The sequence below is a fragment of the Sphaerospermopsis sp. FACHB-1194 genome (genome assembly GCF_014696235.1).
GTDB lineage: Bacteria > Cyanobacteriota > Cyanobacteriia > Cyanobacteriales > Nostocaceae > Sphaerospermopsis > Sphaerospermopsis kisseleviana.
In genome coordinates this window covers 43,586-60,488 of record NZ_JACJPU010000033.1, presented here as the reverse complement: position 1 = coordinate 60,488, position 16,903 = coordinate 43,586, and the positions used below count along the sequence as shown (strand labels likewise).

General features: G+C 36.7%; 17 protein-coding genes. 12 read left to right on the top strand and 5 right to left on the bottom strand.

Going from position 1 to position 16,903, the window contains the following annotated elements; all coding sequences use genetic code 11:
• The coding region (locus tag H6F45_RS18070) for a helix-turn-helix domain-containing protein (protein ID WP_190347992.1) at positions 1-267 on the bottom strand (267 nt) is incomplete at its 3' end.
• A 305-nt stretch (positions 268-572) separates the two neighbouring features.
• On the opposite strand from H6F45_RS18070, the gene glpX reads away from it, so the two are divergent.
• Positions 573-1,610: a class II fructose-bisphosphatase gene (gene glpX / locus H6F45_RS18065; protein ID WP_137667140.1), complete on the top strand. Its 1,038-nt coding sequence runs from the start codon at positions 573-575 to the stop codon at positions 1,608-1,610.
• Positions 1,611-1,736: 126 nt separating this feature from the next.
• Positions 1,737-3,023, top strand: coding sequence for a glutamyl-tRNA reductase (locus H6F45_RS18060; protein WP_096572047.1), 1,287 nt, complete (start codon positions 1,737-1,739; stop codon positions 3,021-3,023).
• A gap of 75 nt (positions 3,024-3,098) precedes the next feature.
• On the opposite strand, the gene H6F45_RS18055 is transcribed toward H6F45_RS18060, so the two are convergent.
• A complete protein-coding gene (locus H6F45_RS18055) occupies positions 3,099-3,431 on the bottom strand; it encodes a metalloregulator ArsR/SmtB family transcription factor (protein ID WP_137667139.1) in 333 nt (110 codons plus the stop codon).
• A 91-nt stretch (positions 3,432-3,522) separates the two neighbouring features.
• On the opposite strand from H6F45_RS18055, the gene H6F45_RS18050 reads away from it, so the two are divergent.
• The 5 genes from H6F45_RS18050 to H6F45_RS18030 all read left to right on the top strand — a co-directional run bounded on the left by H6F45_RS18050 (position 3,523) and on the right by H6F45_RS18030 (position 7,166).
• Entirely contained in the window at positions 3,523-4,218 is a 696-nt protein-coding gene (locus tag H6F45_RS18050) for an MBL fold metallo-hydrolase (RefSeq protein ID WP_190347991.1), read from the top strand.
• A 100-nt stretch (positions 4,219-4,318) separates the two neighbouring features.
• Positions 4,319-4,858 (top strand): rhodanese-like domain-containing protein, encoded by a 540-nt coding sequence (locus H6F45_RS18045; RefSeq protein ID WP_190347990.1) that lies wholly within the window; start codon positions 4,319-4,321, stop codon positions 4,856-4,858.
• A 174-nt stretch (positions 4,859-5,032) separates the two neighbouring features.
• Complete coding sequence (locus H6F45_RS18040) at positions 5,033-5,920, top strand: sulfite exporter TauE/SafE family protein (protein ID WP_190347989.1); 888 nt, start codon at positions 5,033-5,035, stop codon at positions 5,918-5,920.
• 141 nt (positions 5,921-6,061) lie between these two features.
• Entirely contained in the window at positions 6,062-6,853 is a 792-nt protein-coding gene (locus tag H6F45_RS18035; RefSeq protein ID WP_137667136.1) for a YdcF family protein, read from the top strand.
• 91 nt (positions 6,854-6,944) lie between these two features.
• Positions 6,945-7,166, top strand: a complete 222-nt coding sequence (locus tag H6F45_RS18030; RefSeq protein ID WP_096572041.1) for a hypothetical protein — start codon at positions 6,945-6,947, stop codon at positions 7,164-7,166.
• Positions 7,167-7,472: 306 nt separating this feature from the next.
• Here H6F45_RS18030 and H6F45_RS18025 read toward each other — a convergent pair whose 3' ends face one another.
• The gene (locus H6F45_RS18025; RefSeq protein ID WP_137667135.1) at positions 7,473-7,697 is read right to left on the bottom strand and encodes a ferredoxin-thioredoxin reductase variable chain; all 225 of its coding nucleotides are present in this window, start codon (positions 7,695-7,697) and stop codon (positions 7,473-7,475) included.
• Between the two features lie 85 nt (positions 7,698-7,782).
• A complete protein-coding gene (locus H6F45_RS18020; RefSeq protein ID WP_190347988.1) occupies positions 7,783-9,753 on the bottom strand; it encodes a protein phosphatase 2C domain-containing protein in 1,971 nt (656 codons plus the stop codon).
• A gap of 546 nt (positions 9,754-10,299) precedes the next feature.
• Between H6F45_RS18020 and H6F45_RS18015 the strand changes: the two genes are divergently transcribed.
• Together H6F45_RS18015 and H6F45_RS18010 are read left to right on the top strand one after the other, a co-directional pair.
• Positions 10,300-10,728, top strand: a complete 429-nt coding sequence (locus H6F45_RS18015; RefSeq protein WP_096572038.1) for an NfeD family protein — start codon at positions 10,300-10,302, stop codon at positions 10,726-10,728.
• Positions 10,729-10,794: 66 nt separating this feature from the next.
• Positions 10,795-11,778, top strand: a complete 984-nt coding sequence (locus H6F45_RS18010; RefSeq protein ID WP_096572037.1) for a stomatin-like protein — start codon at positions 10,795-10,797, stop codon at positions 11,776-11,778.
• A gap of 142 nt (positions 11,779-11,920) precedes the next feature.
• Here the strand turns inward: H6F45_RS18010 and H6F45_RS18005 are convergent, their stop codons facing one another.
• Entirely contained in the window at positions 11,921-12,313 is a 393-nt protein-coding gene (locus H6F45_RS18005) for a Fur family transcriptional regulator (RefSeq protein ID WP_096572036.1), read from the bottom strand.
• A 208-nt stretch (positions 12,314-12,521) separates the two neighbouring features.
• Between H6F45_RS18005 and purS the strand changes: the two genes are divergently transcribed.
• The 3 genes from purS to H6F45_RS17990 all read left to right on the top strand — a co-directional run bounded on the left by purS (position 12,522) and on the right by H6F45_RS17990 (position 16,804).
• The gene (gene purS, locus H6F45_RS18000) at positions 12,522-12,800 is read left to right on the top strand and encodes a phosphoribosylformylglycinamidine synthase subunit PurS (RefSeq protein WP_096572035.1); all 279 of its coding nucleotides are present in this window, start codon (positions 12,522-12,524) and stop codon (positions 12,798-12,800) included.
• A 127-nt stretch (positions 12,801-12,927) separates the two neighbouring features.
• Complete coding sequence (gene purQ / locus H6F45_RS17995) at positions 12,928-13,602, top strand: phosphoribosylformylglycinamidine synthase subunit PurQ (RefSeq protein WP_190347994.1); 675 nt, start codon at positions 12,928-12,930, stop codon at positions 13,600-13,602.
• A gap of 139 nt (positions 13,603-13,741) precedes the next feature.
• On the top strand, positions 13,742-16,804 hold the full coding sequence (locus tag H6F45_RS17990; protein WP_190347987.1) for a hypothetical protein: 3,063 nt from the start codon (positions 13,742-13,744) through the stop codon (positions 16,802-16,804).
• Positions 16,805-16,903 lie beyond the last annotated feature (99 nt).

Genomic DNA, 16,903 nt, shown 5'->3' with positions numbered 1-16,903 from the left:
ATATCTTAATGCGTATTGAGGGGCGCATTTAGACACTTCATCATACCAAGGATGGGTAGATTTAATGGCTGCTACTAACCATTTGTGTAAATCTATGGCTGTGGGAAATTTGATTTTTTCTTCTGGTTGCAGTTTGTTATGTAATAATACCTGTTGACACAGTGCTAAACCTTGATTCCAAGCGTGTCTGGCTACTCCTGCGTGTTGCGCCAGTAGTAGTCGTTGTTGCTTGTTAACTTTGAGTTGGGTTTTGAATCCTAGTAGCATACAGTGATTTTACTGTAATTCTGTCACAAAGCCAAAAGATGACAGGAAATTTTCAGCAAATGTGAGTATTTGTTATTCTTGGTTAAGAAAACAGTAACTAGCTACTAACCTCCTGCCTCCTATTCTTAACTAGCAACTTAGGTTAATACAAAATTACTGCTATTTTCTAACATTTTGACCACTTGGGATAATTAATAGCAGTAAAACTTAACTTTTTTCTATATGTATCCGTACTTTGGTAGACTTAAAGACTGAAATGGTCAGATAAAAACGACGCTAATATCAGCAACTGAGAGGGCAGTCCTGTGGAAAATACAATTGGTTTAGAGATTATTGAGGTTGTGGAGCAAGCAGCGATCGCCTCTGCAAAGTGGATGGGTAAGGGTGAAAAGAACACTGCTGACCAGGTAGCAGTGGAAGCTATGCGCGAACGCATGAATAAAATCTATATGCGCGGTCGCATTGTGATCGGTGAAGGTGAACGTGATGACGCTCCCATGCTTTACATCGGTGAAGAAGTAGGTATTTGTGCTAATCCCGAAGCTAAAGCACAATGCAACCCTGATGAATTAATTGAAATTGATATCGCTGTTGACCCATGCGAAGGTACTAACTTGGTAGCTTACGGACAACCCGGTTCAATGGCCGTTTTGGCAATTTCTGAAAAAGGTGGTCTGTTTGCTGCTCCTGATTTTTACATGAAGAAGTTAGCAGCACCCCCAGCAGCTAAGGGTAAGGTTGATATCAACAAGTCAGCTACCGAAAACTTGAAGATTCTTTCTGAGTGTTTAGGTCGCTCTATTGAAGAACTGGTAGTAGTTGTGATGAAGCGCGAACGCCACAACGATTTAATCAAAGAAATCCGCGAAGCTGGCGCAAGAGTACAATTAATTTCTGATGGTGACGTAGGTGCAGCTTTATCTTGCGGTTTTGCTGGTACTAACATTCACGCGCTGATGGGTATTGGTGCTGCTCCTGAAGGTGTAATTTCTGCCGCTGCTATGCGTGCTTTAGGCGGTCACTTCCAAGGTCAGTTAATCTATGATCCTGAAGTTGTGAAAACCGGTTTGATCGGTGAAAGCAAACAATCTAACTTAGATCGTCTAGCTTCTATGGGTATCACTGACCCAGATAAGGTTTATGATGCTCATGAATTGGCATCTGGTGAAACTGTTCTCTTTGCTGCTTGTGGTATCACTTCTGGTAATTTGATGCAAGGTGTACGTTTCTTCCACGGTGGTTCTAGAACTCAAAGTTTGGTTATTTCTAGCCAGTCTAAGACTGCTCGCTTTGTAGATACCATTCACATGAATGAGCAACCCAAGATCGTACAACTGCACTAATTTTTGGTGATTGGTGACTGGTGATTGGTGATTGGTGATTGGAAAAATTTATTACCACCCATTACCAATTACCAATTACCCATTACCCATTACAAATTATCCATTTAAGAATTTAAGAAATAAAAGATGAATATTGCAGTGGTGGGGTTAAGCCATAAAACAGCCCCAGTAGAAGTAAGAGAAAAACTCAGTATTCCTGAACCTCAAACCGAAGGTGCGATCGCTCATCTCCTCAGTTATCCCCATATTGATGAGGTGGCTATCCTTAGCACCTGTAACCGTCTAGAAATTTACATTGTTAGCAGTGAAATTACTTACGGTATTCAGGAGGTTACTCAGTTTCTGGCAGAACACAGCAAATTACCTATCATATCTTTGCGTCAACATTTATTTACTTTGATGCACTCTGACGCTGTGACTCATGTGATGCGAGTTGCTGCTGGTTTGGATAGTTTGGTTCTCGGTGAAGGTCAAATTCTGGCTCAGGTGAAAAATACTCACAAACTGGGACAACAATTTAATGGTATAAAAACAACTTTAAATCGCTTATTTAAACAAGCTATCACCGCAGGTAAACGAGTCCGTACAGAAACCAGTATTGGTACTGGTGCAGTTTCTATTAGTTCCGCTGCTGTGGAATTAGCGCAAATTAAGGTAGAAAATTTAGCTCCCTATCGGATCGCTATTCTCGGTGCGGGGAAAATGTCGCGGTTACTTGTACAACACCTAATTTCTAAAGGTGCAACTCGAATTGCTATTGTGAACCGTTCTCGTGAACGTGCGGAAGAATTAGCAAAGCAGTTCTCAGAAGTACCTATTAAAATACATCTGTTACCAGAAATGATATCTGTGGTTTCCCATAGTGATATAGTATTTACTAGCACTTCTTCAACAGAGCCAATTTTGGATCGTGCTAAGTTAGAAATGGTTTTAGATCCTAACCACTCGTTGATGTTATTTGATATTTCTGTACCTAGAAATGTTGATGCAGATGTAAACGATTTGCCAAATGTCCAGGCTTTTAATGTGGATGATTTAAAAGCTGTTGTAGCGCAAAACTACGAAAGTCGTCGTAAAATGGCACAGGAAGCTGAAAAAATCCTAGATGAAGAGGTGGCAGATTTTGATGTGTGGTGGCGGAGTTTAGAAACTGTCTCTACTATCAGTTCTTTGCGGAATAAAGTGGAAAACATCCGCGAGCAAGAATTACAAAAAGCACTTTCTCGCTTAGGGTCAGAATTTGGTGAAAAACACCAAGAAGTGATTGAAGCTCTCACACGAGGAATAGTGAATAAAATTTTACATGATCCCATGGTACAATTACGGTCACAGCAAGATGTTGAAGCTAGACGTAATTGTATGAGAACTCTGCAAATGCTATTTAATTTAGATGCAGAAGAGCAGTTTAGTTAATCAAAGGGAACAGGGAACAGGGAACAGGGAACAGAAAAATCTTTATTCTGACTCCTGACTCCTGACTCCTGACTCCTAAAGTTTGAGTTTCTCTAACTGCTTAGTTTGTTCTTCGAGTCTCACTTGTAGGCGATCGCATACTAAATCACACAATTGAAATAATATCGGATCAGCTATTTCATAAATCACGCTGACTCCTTCGGGTGTTCTTTTGACAATACCCGCTTGAGTTAAAATTTTAAGATGCTTCGATACGTTTGCTTGTCCTAGTCCAGTCTCAGCTATGATTTGGGTTACATTCTTCGCTCCATTTTTTAAACAACACAACACCTGTAACCGACTGACTTCAGATAGCACTTTGAAATATTCTGCAACATGATTAAGAGCGCCCGGAAATATATCTGACATAAAAAACCACAAAAATTTTATAACTTTATGTTGACTATCTTACTATATAGCAATATAATCATTTCGTTAGGTAAATAATTCAGGTGTAAATATGTTATTTCGCCAACTTTTTGACAGAGAATCTAGTACATATACTTACTTAATTGCTGACAAGACAACAAAAGCAGCAGTTTTAGTAGATCCGGTGTTGGAACAGGTAGAACGGGATCTACAGCTAGTTCAAGAGTTAGGTTTAACACTACGCTACTGTTTAGAAACTCACATCCATGCAGATCATATCACAGGTACGGGTAAATTACGTCAACTAACTGGATGTTTGGGAGTTGTACCAGCAAATGCACCAGCGAGTTGCGCGGATCAACAAATGCAAGATGGGGAAATTTTACAATTAGATTCTATTGTAATTGAAGCGATCGCCACACCAGGACATACAGATAGTCATCTAGCTTATTTATTAAACAAAGAAAGATTATTAACCGGCGATTCTTTATTAATTCGCGGTTGTGGAAGAACCGATTTTCAAAGTGGTAATGCGGGAATTTTATTTGATGTCATTACCCAAAAAATGTTTACTCTTCCTGATGCAACTTTGGTTTATCCTGGACATGATTATAAAGGTTTTACAGTTTCAACTATTGGGGAAGAAAAGCAATATAATCCTAGATTTAAAGGACATAATCGGGACTGTTTTATTCAATTAATGAATGGGTTAAATTTACCTAATCCGCAAAAAATGATGGCTGCTGTTCCAGCAAATGAAAAGTGTGGAAATGCTATTGCAGTTTAATATTTTAGGGTATTTCTCACCCAGAGGCGCAGAGTACGCAGAGTTTTTAATGGCAGAGTTTTTAATATTTAGTAAATAGGATTTTGAGGAGTTTTGAGAAATGAATACTTCAACTAAACAGGAATTACAATTTGTTGATGCTGCTGGTGTTAAGGAGTTAATAGAAAAACAGCAAGTACATTTAATAGATGTGCGAGAAATTTCAGAATATGCAGGTGAAAATATTCCCGGTTCTCAAGTTTTACCACTTTCTCAATTTCAACCAGAAAAAATCAAATTAGTTCCTGGTAAACAAGTTGTTATTTACTGTCAATCTGGAAATAGATCCAATAAAGCAGCACAAAAATTAATTCAATCTGGGTTTGTAGATTTTTGTCAGTTACAAGGTGGAATTACTGCTTGGAAACAGTCAGGATATCCGACTCAAGTTAATAAAAATGCTCCTATTAGTATTATGCAACAAGTACAAATAGTTGCAGGTTCTTTAGTTTTTATAGGAACTGTGTTAGGTGCTTTTGTTTCTCCCTGGTTTTTAATTTTAAGCGGTTTTGTGGGTGCTGGTTTGGTATTTGCAGGGGTGACAAATACCTGTGCAATGGGTATGTTATTAGCTAAGTTACCTTATAACCAACGTGGTTAATTTTTCTTTGTAATAATTCAGGAGTCAGGAGTCAGAATATTTGTTTGTAGTAGTGAGCTACAAAAGTAAGTTTTTGTATCAATTATCAAGAATAAATCGAAAACTCTAATTCATTATTAATCCTTTATTCTGTATCCTGAATACTTACCTAAAAATTACGAATTACGAATTATTATGATGTGGATATTAGGACATATTTTAGCAACGGGAATTGGTATTAGTTTAGGTTTAATTGGTGGTGGTGGGTCGGTTTTAGCTTTACCAATTTTAGTTTATGTAATGGGAGTACCAACAAAACCTGCAATTGCTATGACTTTAGTAATTGTAGGTACTGTGAGTTTAATTGGTTTAATTCCTCATTGGAAAAAGGGAAATATTAATTTTAAAAAAGCATTTATTTTTGGTTCTGCTACTATGTTGGGTGCTTTTTTAGGGGCAAAAATTGCAGGTTTACCATTTGTTACTGATAATTTACAAATGCTGCTGTTTGCAATTATGATGCTGATAGCAGCAAGTTTAATGATTAAGAGAAGTTTGCAAAATTCCACTAAATTATCTTCAGAAGATCACTTAGAAAATATCAAAATCGAAGTTTATCAACCTCCTGTTTGTCAGTATTGTTGGTTATGGTTGTTAACTGAAGGTTTAGGTGTGGGAATATTAACAGGTTTAGTGGGAGTTGGAGGAGGTTTTGCGATTGTGCCGGCTTTAGTGATTTTGGGTAAAACACCTATGAAAGAAGCTATTGGTACTTCTTTATTAATTTTAGTTGTTAATGCAATTTCTGGTTTTTTAGGTTATTTAGGACAGGTGGATTTAGATTGGAATTTAATCGGATCTTTTGTGATTTCTGCTAGTTTGGGTAGTTTTTTTGGTGCTTATTTATCTCAATTTATTGATGGTAAAAAATTACAAAAATATTTTGGTTATTTTTTAATAGCTGTAGCGGCTTTTGTATTATTTCAAAATCAAAGTGCTTCTCCAAGAAAAAAATCAGCGTTAAATTGGCAAGATAAAGTAACTCTTCTGAATCCTGTACAAACTGCCCAGCGGCATCTATAGTAATAGAAAAAGCTGTTAGAATATTAATTGGTGATAGGTAGATAAACATCATTAAATGTAAAATATAAAGTGGACAGATCCCCGACTTCTTGGAGAAGTCGGGGATCTGGATCTTAATTAACTCCTGAGTTATTCAAAATAATGTTTCTATATCTTTCTAAATTACTACCTCTATTTTTTTATCCTTTGGGATTAGCTTGTGTTAGTTTAATAGTGGCTTTGGTAACTTTGTGGAAACGTCCAAAAATTGCCGCTGTTTGTATTTCCCTATCTTTAACTTTATTATTGGTTTGTGGTAATGCTTGGATGGCTAAAAATCTGGTGCGATCGCTAGAATGGCAAAATATCCCCATGACGGAAATACCCCAAGCTGAAGCTATTGTGGTTTTGGGTGGTGCTACTAAATCAGCGGTTTGGCCTCGTCCGACGGTTGATTTAAGTGAAGCGGGCGATCGCGTGATTTATGCGGCTCAACTCTATCGGCAAAAAAAAGCACCTCTAATTATTTTAAGTGGTGGTCGCATTGATTGGCGTGGTAGCGGTTCTCCAGAATCAGCAGATATGGCTACTATTCTTACATCTTTGGGTATACCAGCCCAAGCGATTATTCAAGAACCTGATTCTTTAAACACCTATCAAAACGCTGTTAATGTGCAGAAAATTCTCGGAGAACGAGGAATTAAAAAAGTATTGTTAGTAACTTCGGCTATGCACACACCGCGATCGCTCAAAATTTTTCAGCGCCAAAATATTGATGTTATTCCTGCACCCACTGATTTTCTCGTTAGTCGGGGTGAGTTGGAAGAATTAACCAGCACTCCCAAAGCCGCTATACTAAATTTATTCCCTGACTCTGATAACTTGAATCAATTTACCAGTGCTTTAAAAGAATATATTGGACGTTTTGTTTATGGTTTGCGGGGTTGGTTGTGAGTGACTGGTGACTGGTGACTGGGGACTGGGAAAAATTCACTAATAACCAATGACTAATAACCAATGACTAATAACTAATGACTAATAACCTATGAGTAAAGAACTACCATATATAGTCCCATCACCTCAGCCGGAAGTTGAGGAAGTGTTTGCAGTTCACCAAACAACTGTAGAATTTTACCACGAAGTTCAGACTCGTTCGGAATTTAAACGTTATTGTGAATGGTATTACACAACCGCAGCCGAAAACCGTAGAGACTTAGAAAAAATGCGCGGCGAACTCAATATTATGGGGTGGTTTTTTCGCCGCTGAGGATTTTTGATTTGATTGAGATAGATTTAGTTTAACAATGGACAATTAACAATGGACAATTACAGCAGATTCCATTGCTATGAGGTACAAATTTTAATAATAAAACTCTTGTGGGGTGGGCATCTTGCCCGCCCGTGGTGTACCTCATAACACCAGAAAGTGCTGTAAAAATGGACAATTGACAATTACTTCGCCTTACCTGGAAGTAAGAGGATTGGGAAATAGTAAATTTTTTCTTTTTTTCTTCTGGGAAGGAGAGACTTTGAAGCTTGAATGAAACAATTGTCAATTGTCAATTATCAATTATCAATTGATAACCTCTAATTCATTCTCACGTAAATGAGCTTTAAATTTTTTGCTAAACTGAACTAAAATTGGCAGGTTAGCACTGACAGGTCTGCCTTGCCATTGAGTAACAACAGCAAAAATTTCCCCTTCTGATCCTTTGATGTCAAAACCCTGACCCCGATGCTCAGGATGATGATAAACTATTACCGACTCTTTTACACGAACGCGATCGCCAATATTCATAGTATTATTTATACCTAATTTTCTTGATTACTGAATTGATTGACTTGGTTGATCTTACCATATCTTGACATTCAAGAAATATAGCTTATTGGCGCTGGGGGCAGAATTGTTGTAATTCTGGGGGAAGTTGCTGACACAACCGCCCAAAAGACTGGGGTTGAAGTTGCCACCAAGCAAATAAACCTAAACTTGTACCTCCAACCAACAAAGCTAAAAATCCGCCTAAAACTAAGACCAGTTTACCCCGATTTGCTGCTTTAACAGGAGTAGAAGCTGATTCTTCACTTAGATTCAAATCTATTAAAGCTAGGGAACTCTCTGCTAAATAATCTACTGCTGGTGCTTGCGCTTCAAAGTTTTCTGTTTCTGTGCTTGTGATCCCTACTTCCTCTGTTTCTGACGTTTCTAATACTATTGGTACAGGTGTAACAGGTACTAAATGGGCTTGGGAAGTACGGACAACCGTGAGAACAATAGATGTATTATCTTGACCGTTTTTTTCATTTGCCAATTTTACCCAGTTACGTGCTGCATCTTCCACTGTCAGTTTACCTGTTAACAGGGGAATTACATAATTCTGCCAAGATTTTTCTACCCAATCATGATCACTTAAACCATCGGAACATAATAATAAAATCCCGTCTTCTTCCAAAATAAAGCGTTTGATGGCAAATTGTAGAGATTCGGCTTCTTTTGTTCCTAATGCTTGGGTGAGTGCATGGGCGTTAGCTGTTGTGATTGCTTGACGATACAAACTTTGACCAAAACACACTTCCCTGGTTGCCATATCATCATCTATGGTTAGTAGTTGGCAATAGCTGGGAGTAATCCAATAAGCACGACTATCACCAACATTAGCTATATAAAGTTCATGAGTATTTTCTGATTCCCATCCTGTATTGGTGACTATACGTTGCGGTAATTGTATGGACATGACTAACGTGGTGGCCATGCGTTCTCTACCTTGGCGGTTTTGTTCGTCGTTGCGTGACCAGATCATATTATTTACTACCCGCAAACTAGCCGCTAGTTGTTGCTGCAACAAGTCTGGGGGGACAATTTCTGTTTGTTCGGCTACATCTTGTAACCAAGCACGGATTTGTAATTTTAAGCATTGAACTGCTAGTTGACTGGCAACTTCGCCGCCTTCATGTCCGTCAATACCATCACAAACTACTGATAGATGCTGGTTTAAATAGTTGTCTATTTTATCAGTAGTATTAGGGAAACAACTGTCCTCATTGTGTTTCATCACAAGACCTGCATCTGTAAACCCAGCAACTTTCACCATTAATGGTAATTCTGCTGCTGATGCTAGTAATAATTGATTAAGTTGATGGCTAATGGTAGTAAAATCTACTTCACCTTGGCACATCTGCTGGATGATATTACTTAAACCAGGGGCTATTTCGGCTTTTGCTACCAGTACCCATGAGTGCCAAGATTGCCCTAAGTGCTGCAAGGTAAGTGTTTCTGTTGTTTGGTATAGTTCTAGTAATTTGATACACCAACCTTGAACGAGTATGTTATTTGGTGATAGTAAGCTTGCAGCTACTCCCAGTTCTGATAAGGGTTTCCACAGTTGGAGAATTTGCCATAGCCAGTATAATTGTCTAACTGCTTTTGCTTCTTCCCATACTTCGGTAATGATGGGGTAGAGATTGCCTTTTGTATCTATAGGTGCATTTTCTAATAAGAGAATATCATTTGTGTCTTCTGTGTCTTCGGTTGTAGAAGTTGTAAATCCGTAGGGTTGGGGGATGTGTAACTTTTGTGGATATAATTTTAGGTAGGGGATAACTGCCGGTGGCAGTTCTGATGGTATTTCTGGTGGTTTTCCTGGTTGGGTATCTAGCCAAATTTGCTGTGTAATTACCTCATATCTGTCGGCAATTTTTGTTTCCGGGAGTATGTTGGCTGCGTTTGTGCCGATCGCCCACAGATAGCGGTAAACTATGGGTGTTTGGCAATTTTTACAAAGGCGATCGCCTAGATTATTAATGGGTTTTTCACAGTCGGGATTGATACAATGAATTATCCGTTCAGTAGAAATCATAAATGTATAAACTAAGGAGTTAGGAGTCAGGAGTCGTAGGGGCGAAGCGTTCGGAAAACAACCTTGGACAAAAATTAATAATTTATCACCCGAATGCTGATGCTTCCAGCACGCTTCGCGAACGCCCGTACAGGAGTCAGGAGGAAGAAGAACTAATTTCTGTACTTTGCACTTTATACTTTGCACCCTGCACCCTGCACTGAGTCAAGAGAATAGTTAAGTCAGAAATTATAAAGATTTAATAATTTTAAAAGAAGTTTAAGTATAATACTCAAAGTTTTATTTATGCTACATATTCTATTTTTGAGCTTGAGTTGTGAGTGTATAAATTATAAAGAAATTCAGGTGATTTTAGATCAAATTGGGATGTTAATTACTAGAATAGGAATCAAATATGTTTGTATGCTCTTGTTGATAGGTTTGTACTTGAAAGCAAAAATTTGGAAATCAAAAATTTCTTTCCGTAAATAGTGATGGTTGAGATGTAGTTAATCACAAAATAATATTGGGGTTAAATTTTTTGTTTTTATTGTCTGGGATGGCGTTATGCCAACTTTTACCTTAATCTGGCTGGTAGCAGGAATAATCCTGTGTTTGATGGAACTTTTGTTACCAACTGCCTTTGTAGAATTTATGATGGGAATTAGTGCCTTTGCGGTGGCGCTACTTTCTTATTTGGGTTTGAGCAGTTTATGGCTACAAGTTATTCTTTGGCTGTTGCTTTCCACGGTTTTAGTTGTGTTTTCCCGCAGGTTTTTACAACCACCAACACGCAGATCAAAAATCTCTGATGCAGTGATTGGCGAAACTTTAACAGAAATTTTACCAGGTCAGGCGGGACGGGTACTATATGAGGGTAATTCCTGGCGGGCTAGATGTGATGATGACAAACTCAGTTTAGCACCAGGGCAAAAAGTTTATGTGGTCAGTAGAGAAGGTACGACTTTGATTGTAATGCCAGAAAATATTTTATGACAGGTGACAAATGACAGGTGACAGATAAGAGTTTTCAAAGCACCGTATTTGCGGAGATTTATCAAAATGGGTCAGTTTTTATTGTTACTTGCTTTGGCTTTTGGGGGCGGTACTGTTGTCCTCAAATCAATTAGAGTGATTAATCAAGGTGATGAAGCTTTGGTGGAAAGTTTGGGTAGTTATAAGAAAAAGCTTGGTCCAGGCTTAAATATGATTAATCCTTTTTTCGATAACATTGTGTATAAGCAAACTATCCGGGAAAAGGTTTTAGATATTCCTCCTCAGCAATGTATCACCCGTGACAATGTTTCCATTACTGTTGATGCAGTGGTGTATTGGCGGATCGTGGATATGGAGAAAGCTTACTATAAGGTAGAAAATCTCCAGTCAGCGATGGTTAATTTGGTTTTAACTCAAATTCGCTCGGAAATGGGACAATTGGAGTTAGATCAGACTTTTACTGCCAGAACTCAAATTAATGAAATTCTGCTGAGAGATTTAGATATTGCTACTGATCCTTGGGGTGTAAAAGTTACACGAGTGGAATTGAGAGATATTATCCCATCTAAGGCTGTGCAAGAGTCTATGGAATTGCAAATGTCCGCAGAAAGACGGAAACGGGCAGCAATTTTAACATCTGAAGGTGATCGAGAGTCGGCGGTAAATAGTGCTAGAGGTAAAGCAGATGCTCAAATTTTGGATGCGGAAGCGCGACAAAAGGCGATAATTTTACAAGCGGAAGCGGAACAAAAAGCACTTATTTTAAAGGCGCAAGCGGAAAGACAGCAGCAGGTTTTGAAAGCACAGGCGATCGCGGAGTCAGCAGAAATTATAGCCCAAAGGATGCAAACTAACCCAGATGCACACAAAGCTTTAGAAGTTCTCTTTGCACTAGGTTATTTAGATATGGGTACAACTATTGGTAAAAGTGATAGTAGTAAGGTGGTGTTTATGGACCCTCGCACCATACCTGCTACTTTAGAAGGTATTCGTTCTATTGTCTCTGATATTCCCAATGGTTCTCATTCTTTGTTGGAGAATAGGGACTAGGTTATTATCTCATCTTGTGGGGTAGGCATCCTGCCTGCCCTGTATAATTAGCGGGCAAGATACCCGCACCACAAGAAACACTTGTATATTTTTTTATTTGTCAGTCCCTTAATAAAAACTCTTACCTGTCACCTGTCACCTGTCACCTGTCACCTACTTCCTGACATTTATTACACAGTCCGAAAAATTCTAGGGTGTGGTAAAATACTTTAAATTTATGGCTGGTTTGTAACTCGTTTTCTAGTTCATGGACTGGACATTGATGGATAGGTATGGAAAGACCACATTGTAAACAGGTGAGATGATGTTTATCTTGTTGGGTTAAACTATACAAAGCCTCACCATTAGATAAAGTTCTCACCTGTACTTTACCTTCGAGTTTCAAAGCTTCTAGGGAACGGTAAACTGTAGCTAAACCCATGCTTTGACTACAGTTACGTAATTCTATGTATATGTCTTGTGCGGAAATTCCTTGTTTGATGTTTTTCAATAGGTTTAAAATTCGCTCTTGACTGCGGGTACGTATAGCTTTCATAGTAATTTTGGCTTTTAGATTGGGACTGGAAAATAAAAATTTTTTTGTATCTTATGTGACTAGTTTAAGTTACCATATCTGATATGAGCTTTTTTGATTGGCTGGTTGATAGATTAACTTTAACCAGTCTGTGATTCTATTTTCACTCAGTTGGAACATAAAAGTTATAGGATAGCGATCGCACCATTCAGCAAAAGTTACCCCCCTCATGCAAAGGAAGTATTTAGCTAAAATTTTTGTGACTCTTCGGCCTTCAGTTCTCGATCCTGCTGGTGTCGCCGTACAAACTAGCTTAAAACAAATGGGACATGAAACCGTTGAACAAGTAAGAATTGGTAAATATATTGAATTAACCACGATTGCACCCGATGAAGCTATAGCGAATCAAGATGTGAAAAATATGTGTGAGGAACTGTTAGCAAATACTGTGATCGAAAACTATCGTTTTGACTTGATTGAAGTAGAATCTCAAACTGGTGTTTTTTAGGTAATGGGTAATTGGTAATGGGTAATTGGTAATTGGTAAAAACTTCTTTACTGTCACCTGTCACCTGTCACCTGTCACCTGTCACCTGTCACCTGTCACCTATTCCCTATTCCCTATTCCCTTATTTATGAAATTCGGTGTTTTAGTTTTTCCTGGTTCTAATTGTGACCGTGATTCCGCGTATGTGACTAGAGACTTACTCGGACAACCAACACGGATGGTTTGGCATCAAGAGACGGATATTAGTGATATAGATGTAATTATAGTCCCTGGGGGCTTTAGTTACGGTGATTATTTGCGTTGTGGGGCGATCGCTCGTTTCTCCCCTGTAATGCAGGAAGTTGTCAACCACGCACAAAAAGGTAAGTTTGTCATCGGTATTTGCAATGGATTTCAGGTATTAACTGAAGCTGGTTTGTTGCCGGGTGTGTTAACGAAAAACCGAGATTTGCATTTTATTTGCGATCGCTCTCCCTTAAAAGTTGAGCGTAATAATTTACCTTGGACTCATGGTTATACAGAGGGAGAAGTGATCACTTTACCCATTGCCCACGGAGAGGGTCGATTTTACGCTGATAAGGATACTTTAGCAGCAATTGAAGATAACGGACAAGTGGTATTTCGTTATCACGGAGAAAACCCCAACGGATCATTAAATAACATTGCAGGGATTTGCAATTTGCAAGGTAATGTGTTAGGAATGATGCCACATCCTGAACGCGCAGCAGATCAAGCATTAGGTAATACTGATGGTTTACGCTTGTTTGCGGGTTTGTTGGGGAAGGTTGCAGCTTTGATTTAGTCTTGTATTTGACAAACTCTCAAAAACATAAGGTGGTTAATTTCCACCTTATTTAAGGATTTTTACGTATTGACTTGTCAAATTTACTAGATGTATTATTTTTGATAGTATAATATTAAATCCATCAAGAAAAGCGCAGATGAACAGAATAGCAATAAATCCAGACTTAGCAAATGTGGATTATACTGATTTATTAGATAAAATACTCAGAGTATTAAAAAATCAGCAGATATTTATAATTTCTGCTGATAATAAAAGAGTTAAGGTTGATATTAATGAAGTAGTTAATGAAGTTATTAAATTAACTCCTCATAACCCATTGGGAAACCAAAAAGCAGCACGTTCAGCAACTTTGAATTTTACTCCCGGTACTGAAGTTTCATTTCGAGAGAAAATTAGACAAATTACAGGTTATATTCAATATCAATTAACATTAGCTATTCAGCAAAATCCCAATAGTAAATCAATGGATAGATTTGAATTTATCCAAAATTTACTGACAGACTTACAAACATTTCAAACAGATAGAAAACCAACTAAATTAGACTTGAGTTATGAATTTCTACCCTCTAAAAATTTACAAAAACAAAGATTAACAGTCAAAAAAGACGATAAAGCAAAACAGAAACAACTACTAAAAGCGCATAAAGTTAAAATTTCTGTAGATAAACCAAAAGATTTTTACACAGCATTATTAACCGGATTGAATAACTTTATAGACATTAACTTTTCAAGTTCTAGTGACAGAGAAGAAATAGGATTTATTTTAGAAAACCTCAAACAAAATACAAAGTCTGATATTTATCAACTACAAAACCTAGTCAACCAAGAAACACTAGGAAAACTCAAAAAACTATCACAAATTAAATATTTAGAATTTCTCCTAGAAAACATTGACGAAAAAGCTAGTTCTAAAAACTACCAAGCTAAAATATATTTACAAGACTTGATCAGGAGATTACAAATATTAGAAGATTACATTAATAACCCCAATAAAGCAGATGGAGAATATGAAGTTAGCTATGCACAAGAGAAATTTAATTTGCAAACAGTATTTTCTCGTGGTGATGCTTATGATAAATTACCAATTATTCCCTTAGTCGAGGGTTATTTAGGAGAAAGTGAACATCAACACCAAGAAAAAATAGAATTTACCTTTGGTTTAAAATTAAAATTTGATGGTAAAGTCCAAACCGATGGAGGTAAAAATGTTTTTCAAAGAAATCTTGATATTCTCCTCGCAGATCCAAATAGTGAAGAGAATATAAAAGAATTTGCAGAGAATTTGAATAACAAGAAGAACTTTGTCAACAAAGTTTTAAAAATTGCCTTTCTGTATTATTTTATATTTGCATCAACACAAGATCCAAAAGCAGCAAATTATGATCCAAGAGAAGAATTAAATTACGATCCTCTACGGAGATTTGAAAAGGATATATTATCAGTATTTAAAGGAGATGATGAAAATGCTAAGAAAGAATTACTCGGAAAGTTAAAAAAAGGTTTCGATAAATTTAAAGTCCAGAAAAAAGTAGACATATTAAAAGAAGTCTTAACTAACTTAATTAAAAGAGAAACACCATTTCCTGAAAGACAATATCCGGTACACATCTCTGTCAAAAATAGCATTTTAGAAAACGATATTGAAACAATTACGGAACGAGATACTTTATTTAAAAATACATTGCGTGGTAACTTTAAAGACTGTTTAAAATATATTCATTTAGGAAACCCAAGTACACAAACAAACATCCTTGTCACTCTACCCGCAAACATCACCATTAGCGAAATTCACTTTTTAGAAACTCCAGATGTAGAAACATTTGACATGGAATATGACATTACTTCAGGAATTAAAGTTTTACCAGCAATATTTTTAGGAATAGATAACCAACAATGTAGAAATTTTTATGAAAGCAACTTAAAAAATAGAAACTTATTAGTATTTCCCCATAGGTTGGAAGAACAAAAGCTAGAAAAGCATCAAGAATTTATTTACAAGATTGTGTATAGTTTACTAGCATATCTTTGTCTTCATGTGATTTTAGAAAGACAAATAAAAGAAGATGCAAAACCATTTATACCACTAATTAGAATACACCTCAAAGAAAAAACGGATGAAACTGCAATCATTGAAAAGTTTATAGTTGATCTAACCAAAGTATTATCTCATTTATTGAATGAAAGATATCGCTGCAATGAACAAGGGATAGTGGTTACAAACCCCAAAACAATCAGCTTTAAAATTCCTAATGTTCTCAGTTCATTATATTCCGTAGTTCCCAAAAAATTCACATTCTTACCAACGGATAATTTTAGATTTCAGGAACTTAATAAACTTGCGATCATCGTTGTTTCTAGTCGGGAAAGTGATCGTCGTTTCGGAGTAGATGAAAAAAAATCTAACTTAATAGGTGAAATTATCACCATACAAACAGAAGACAACAAAGTAAGGTTTCAACTCTTCAAAACTTTCTCAGAAAACTACGACGATCATCAAAAAATGTTTGAATATCCTACAGTTGTAGTTGATAATGTGGACAAACTTTACAAAAGAGGGTACAGACACTTTATTTATATTGCAAAAGTTCCCTACAGTAGTACATTACACATTACTCAAGCAGAAAAAGATGAAGAATTATTCTTCATGTCACAAAATGTAATTCAATCTTTGAAAAAAGAAAGACATGATATCAAAATTTACCCGATGTTTTTTGAAAAATACTATGCAGTAAAAGTGGGAAATTTTAAATCTACATCCTTATACATTCAGGATACTTTAGAGTTGACTAATTTAGCGGAGGATAGAAACAAACAATCTGTAATTTTCTTTAATTTATTTAATGGGTTACAGGTTGCTAAGGAGGTTAACTATCATGGAGTCATGTCTTATGCAACTTTATATAATATGTATGAAAGTACAATTTTAGATGATAAGGATATTTTTACAGGATTAATAGATAATGAAAGTAAGTTAAAAAATGAAATTACTCAATGTTTAACTTTGTTTCATTTCTCCCGTTATGAAAAATCTGAAAAATCAGGGAATATGCAATTAAAGTTAGATCCCTATCAAAATTTAATCGGGGATGAATCAGTTAGTGAATCTGCAAGTTTTAAACATATTCGAGATAAAACTGATTTCAATTCTCTTGCTTTTTTAACTCATGTTAAATCAATATTACTAGGTAAGGATGAATAACACTTCTCTTTCTTTACGTCTTTGCGTGAGATTTTTCTTATAAAAACGAACCGCAGAGACACAGAGTTCACAGAGAAAAGAGGTTTTTGAGGGTTTTTA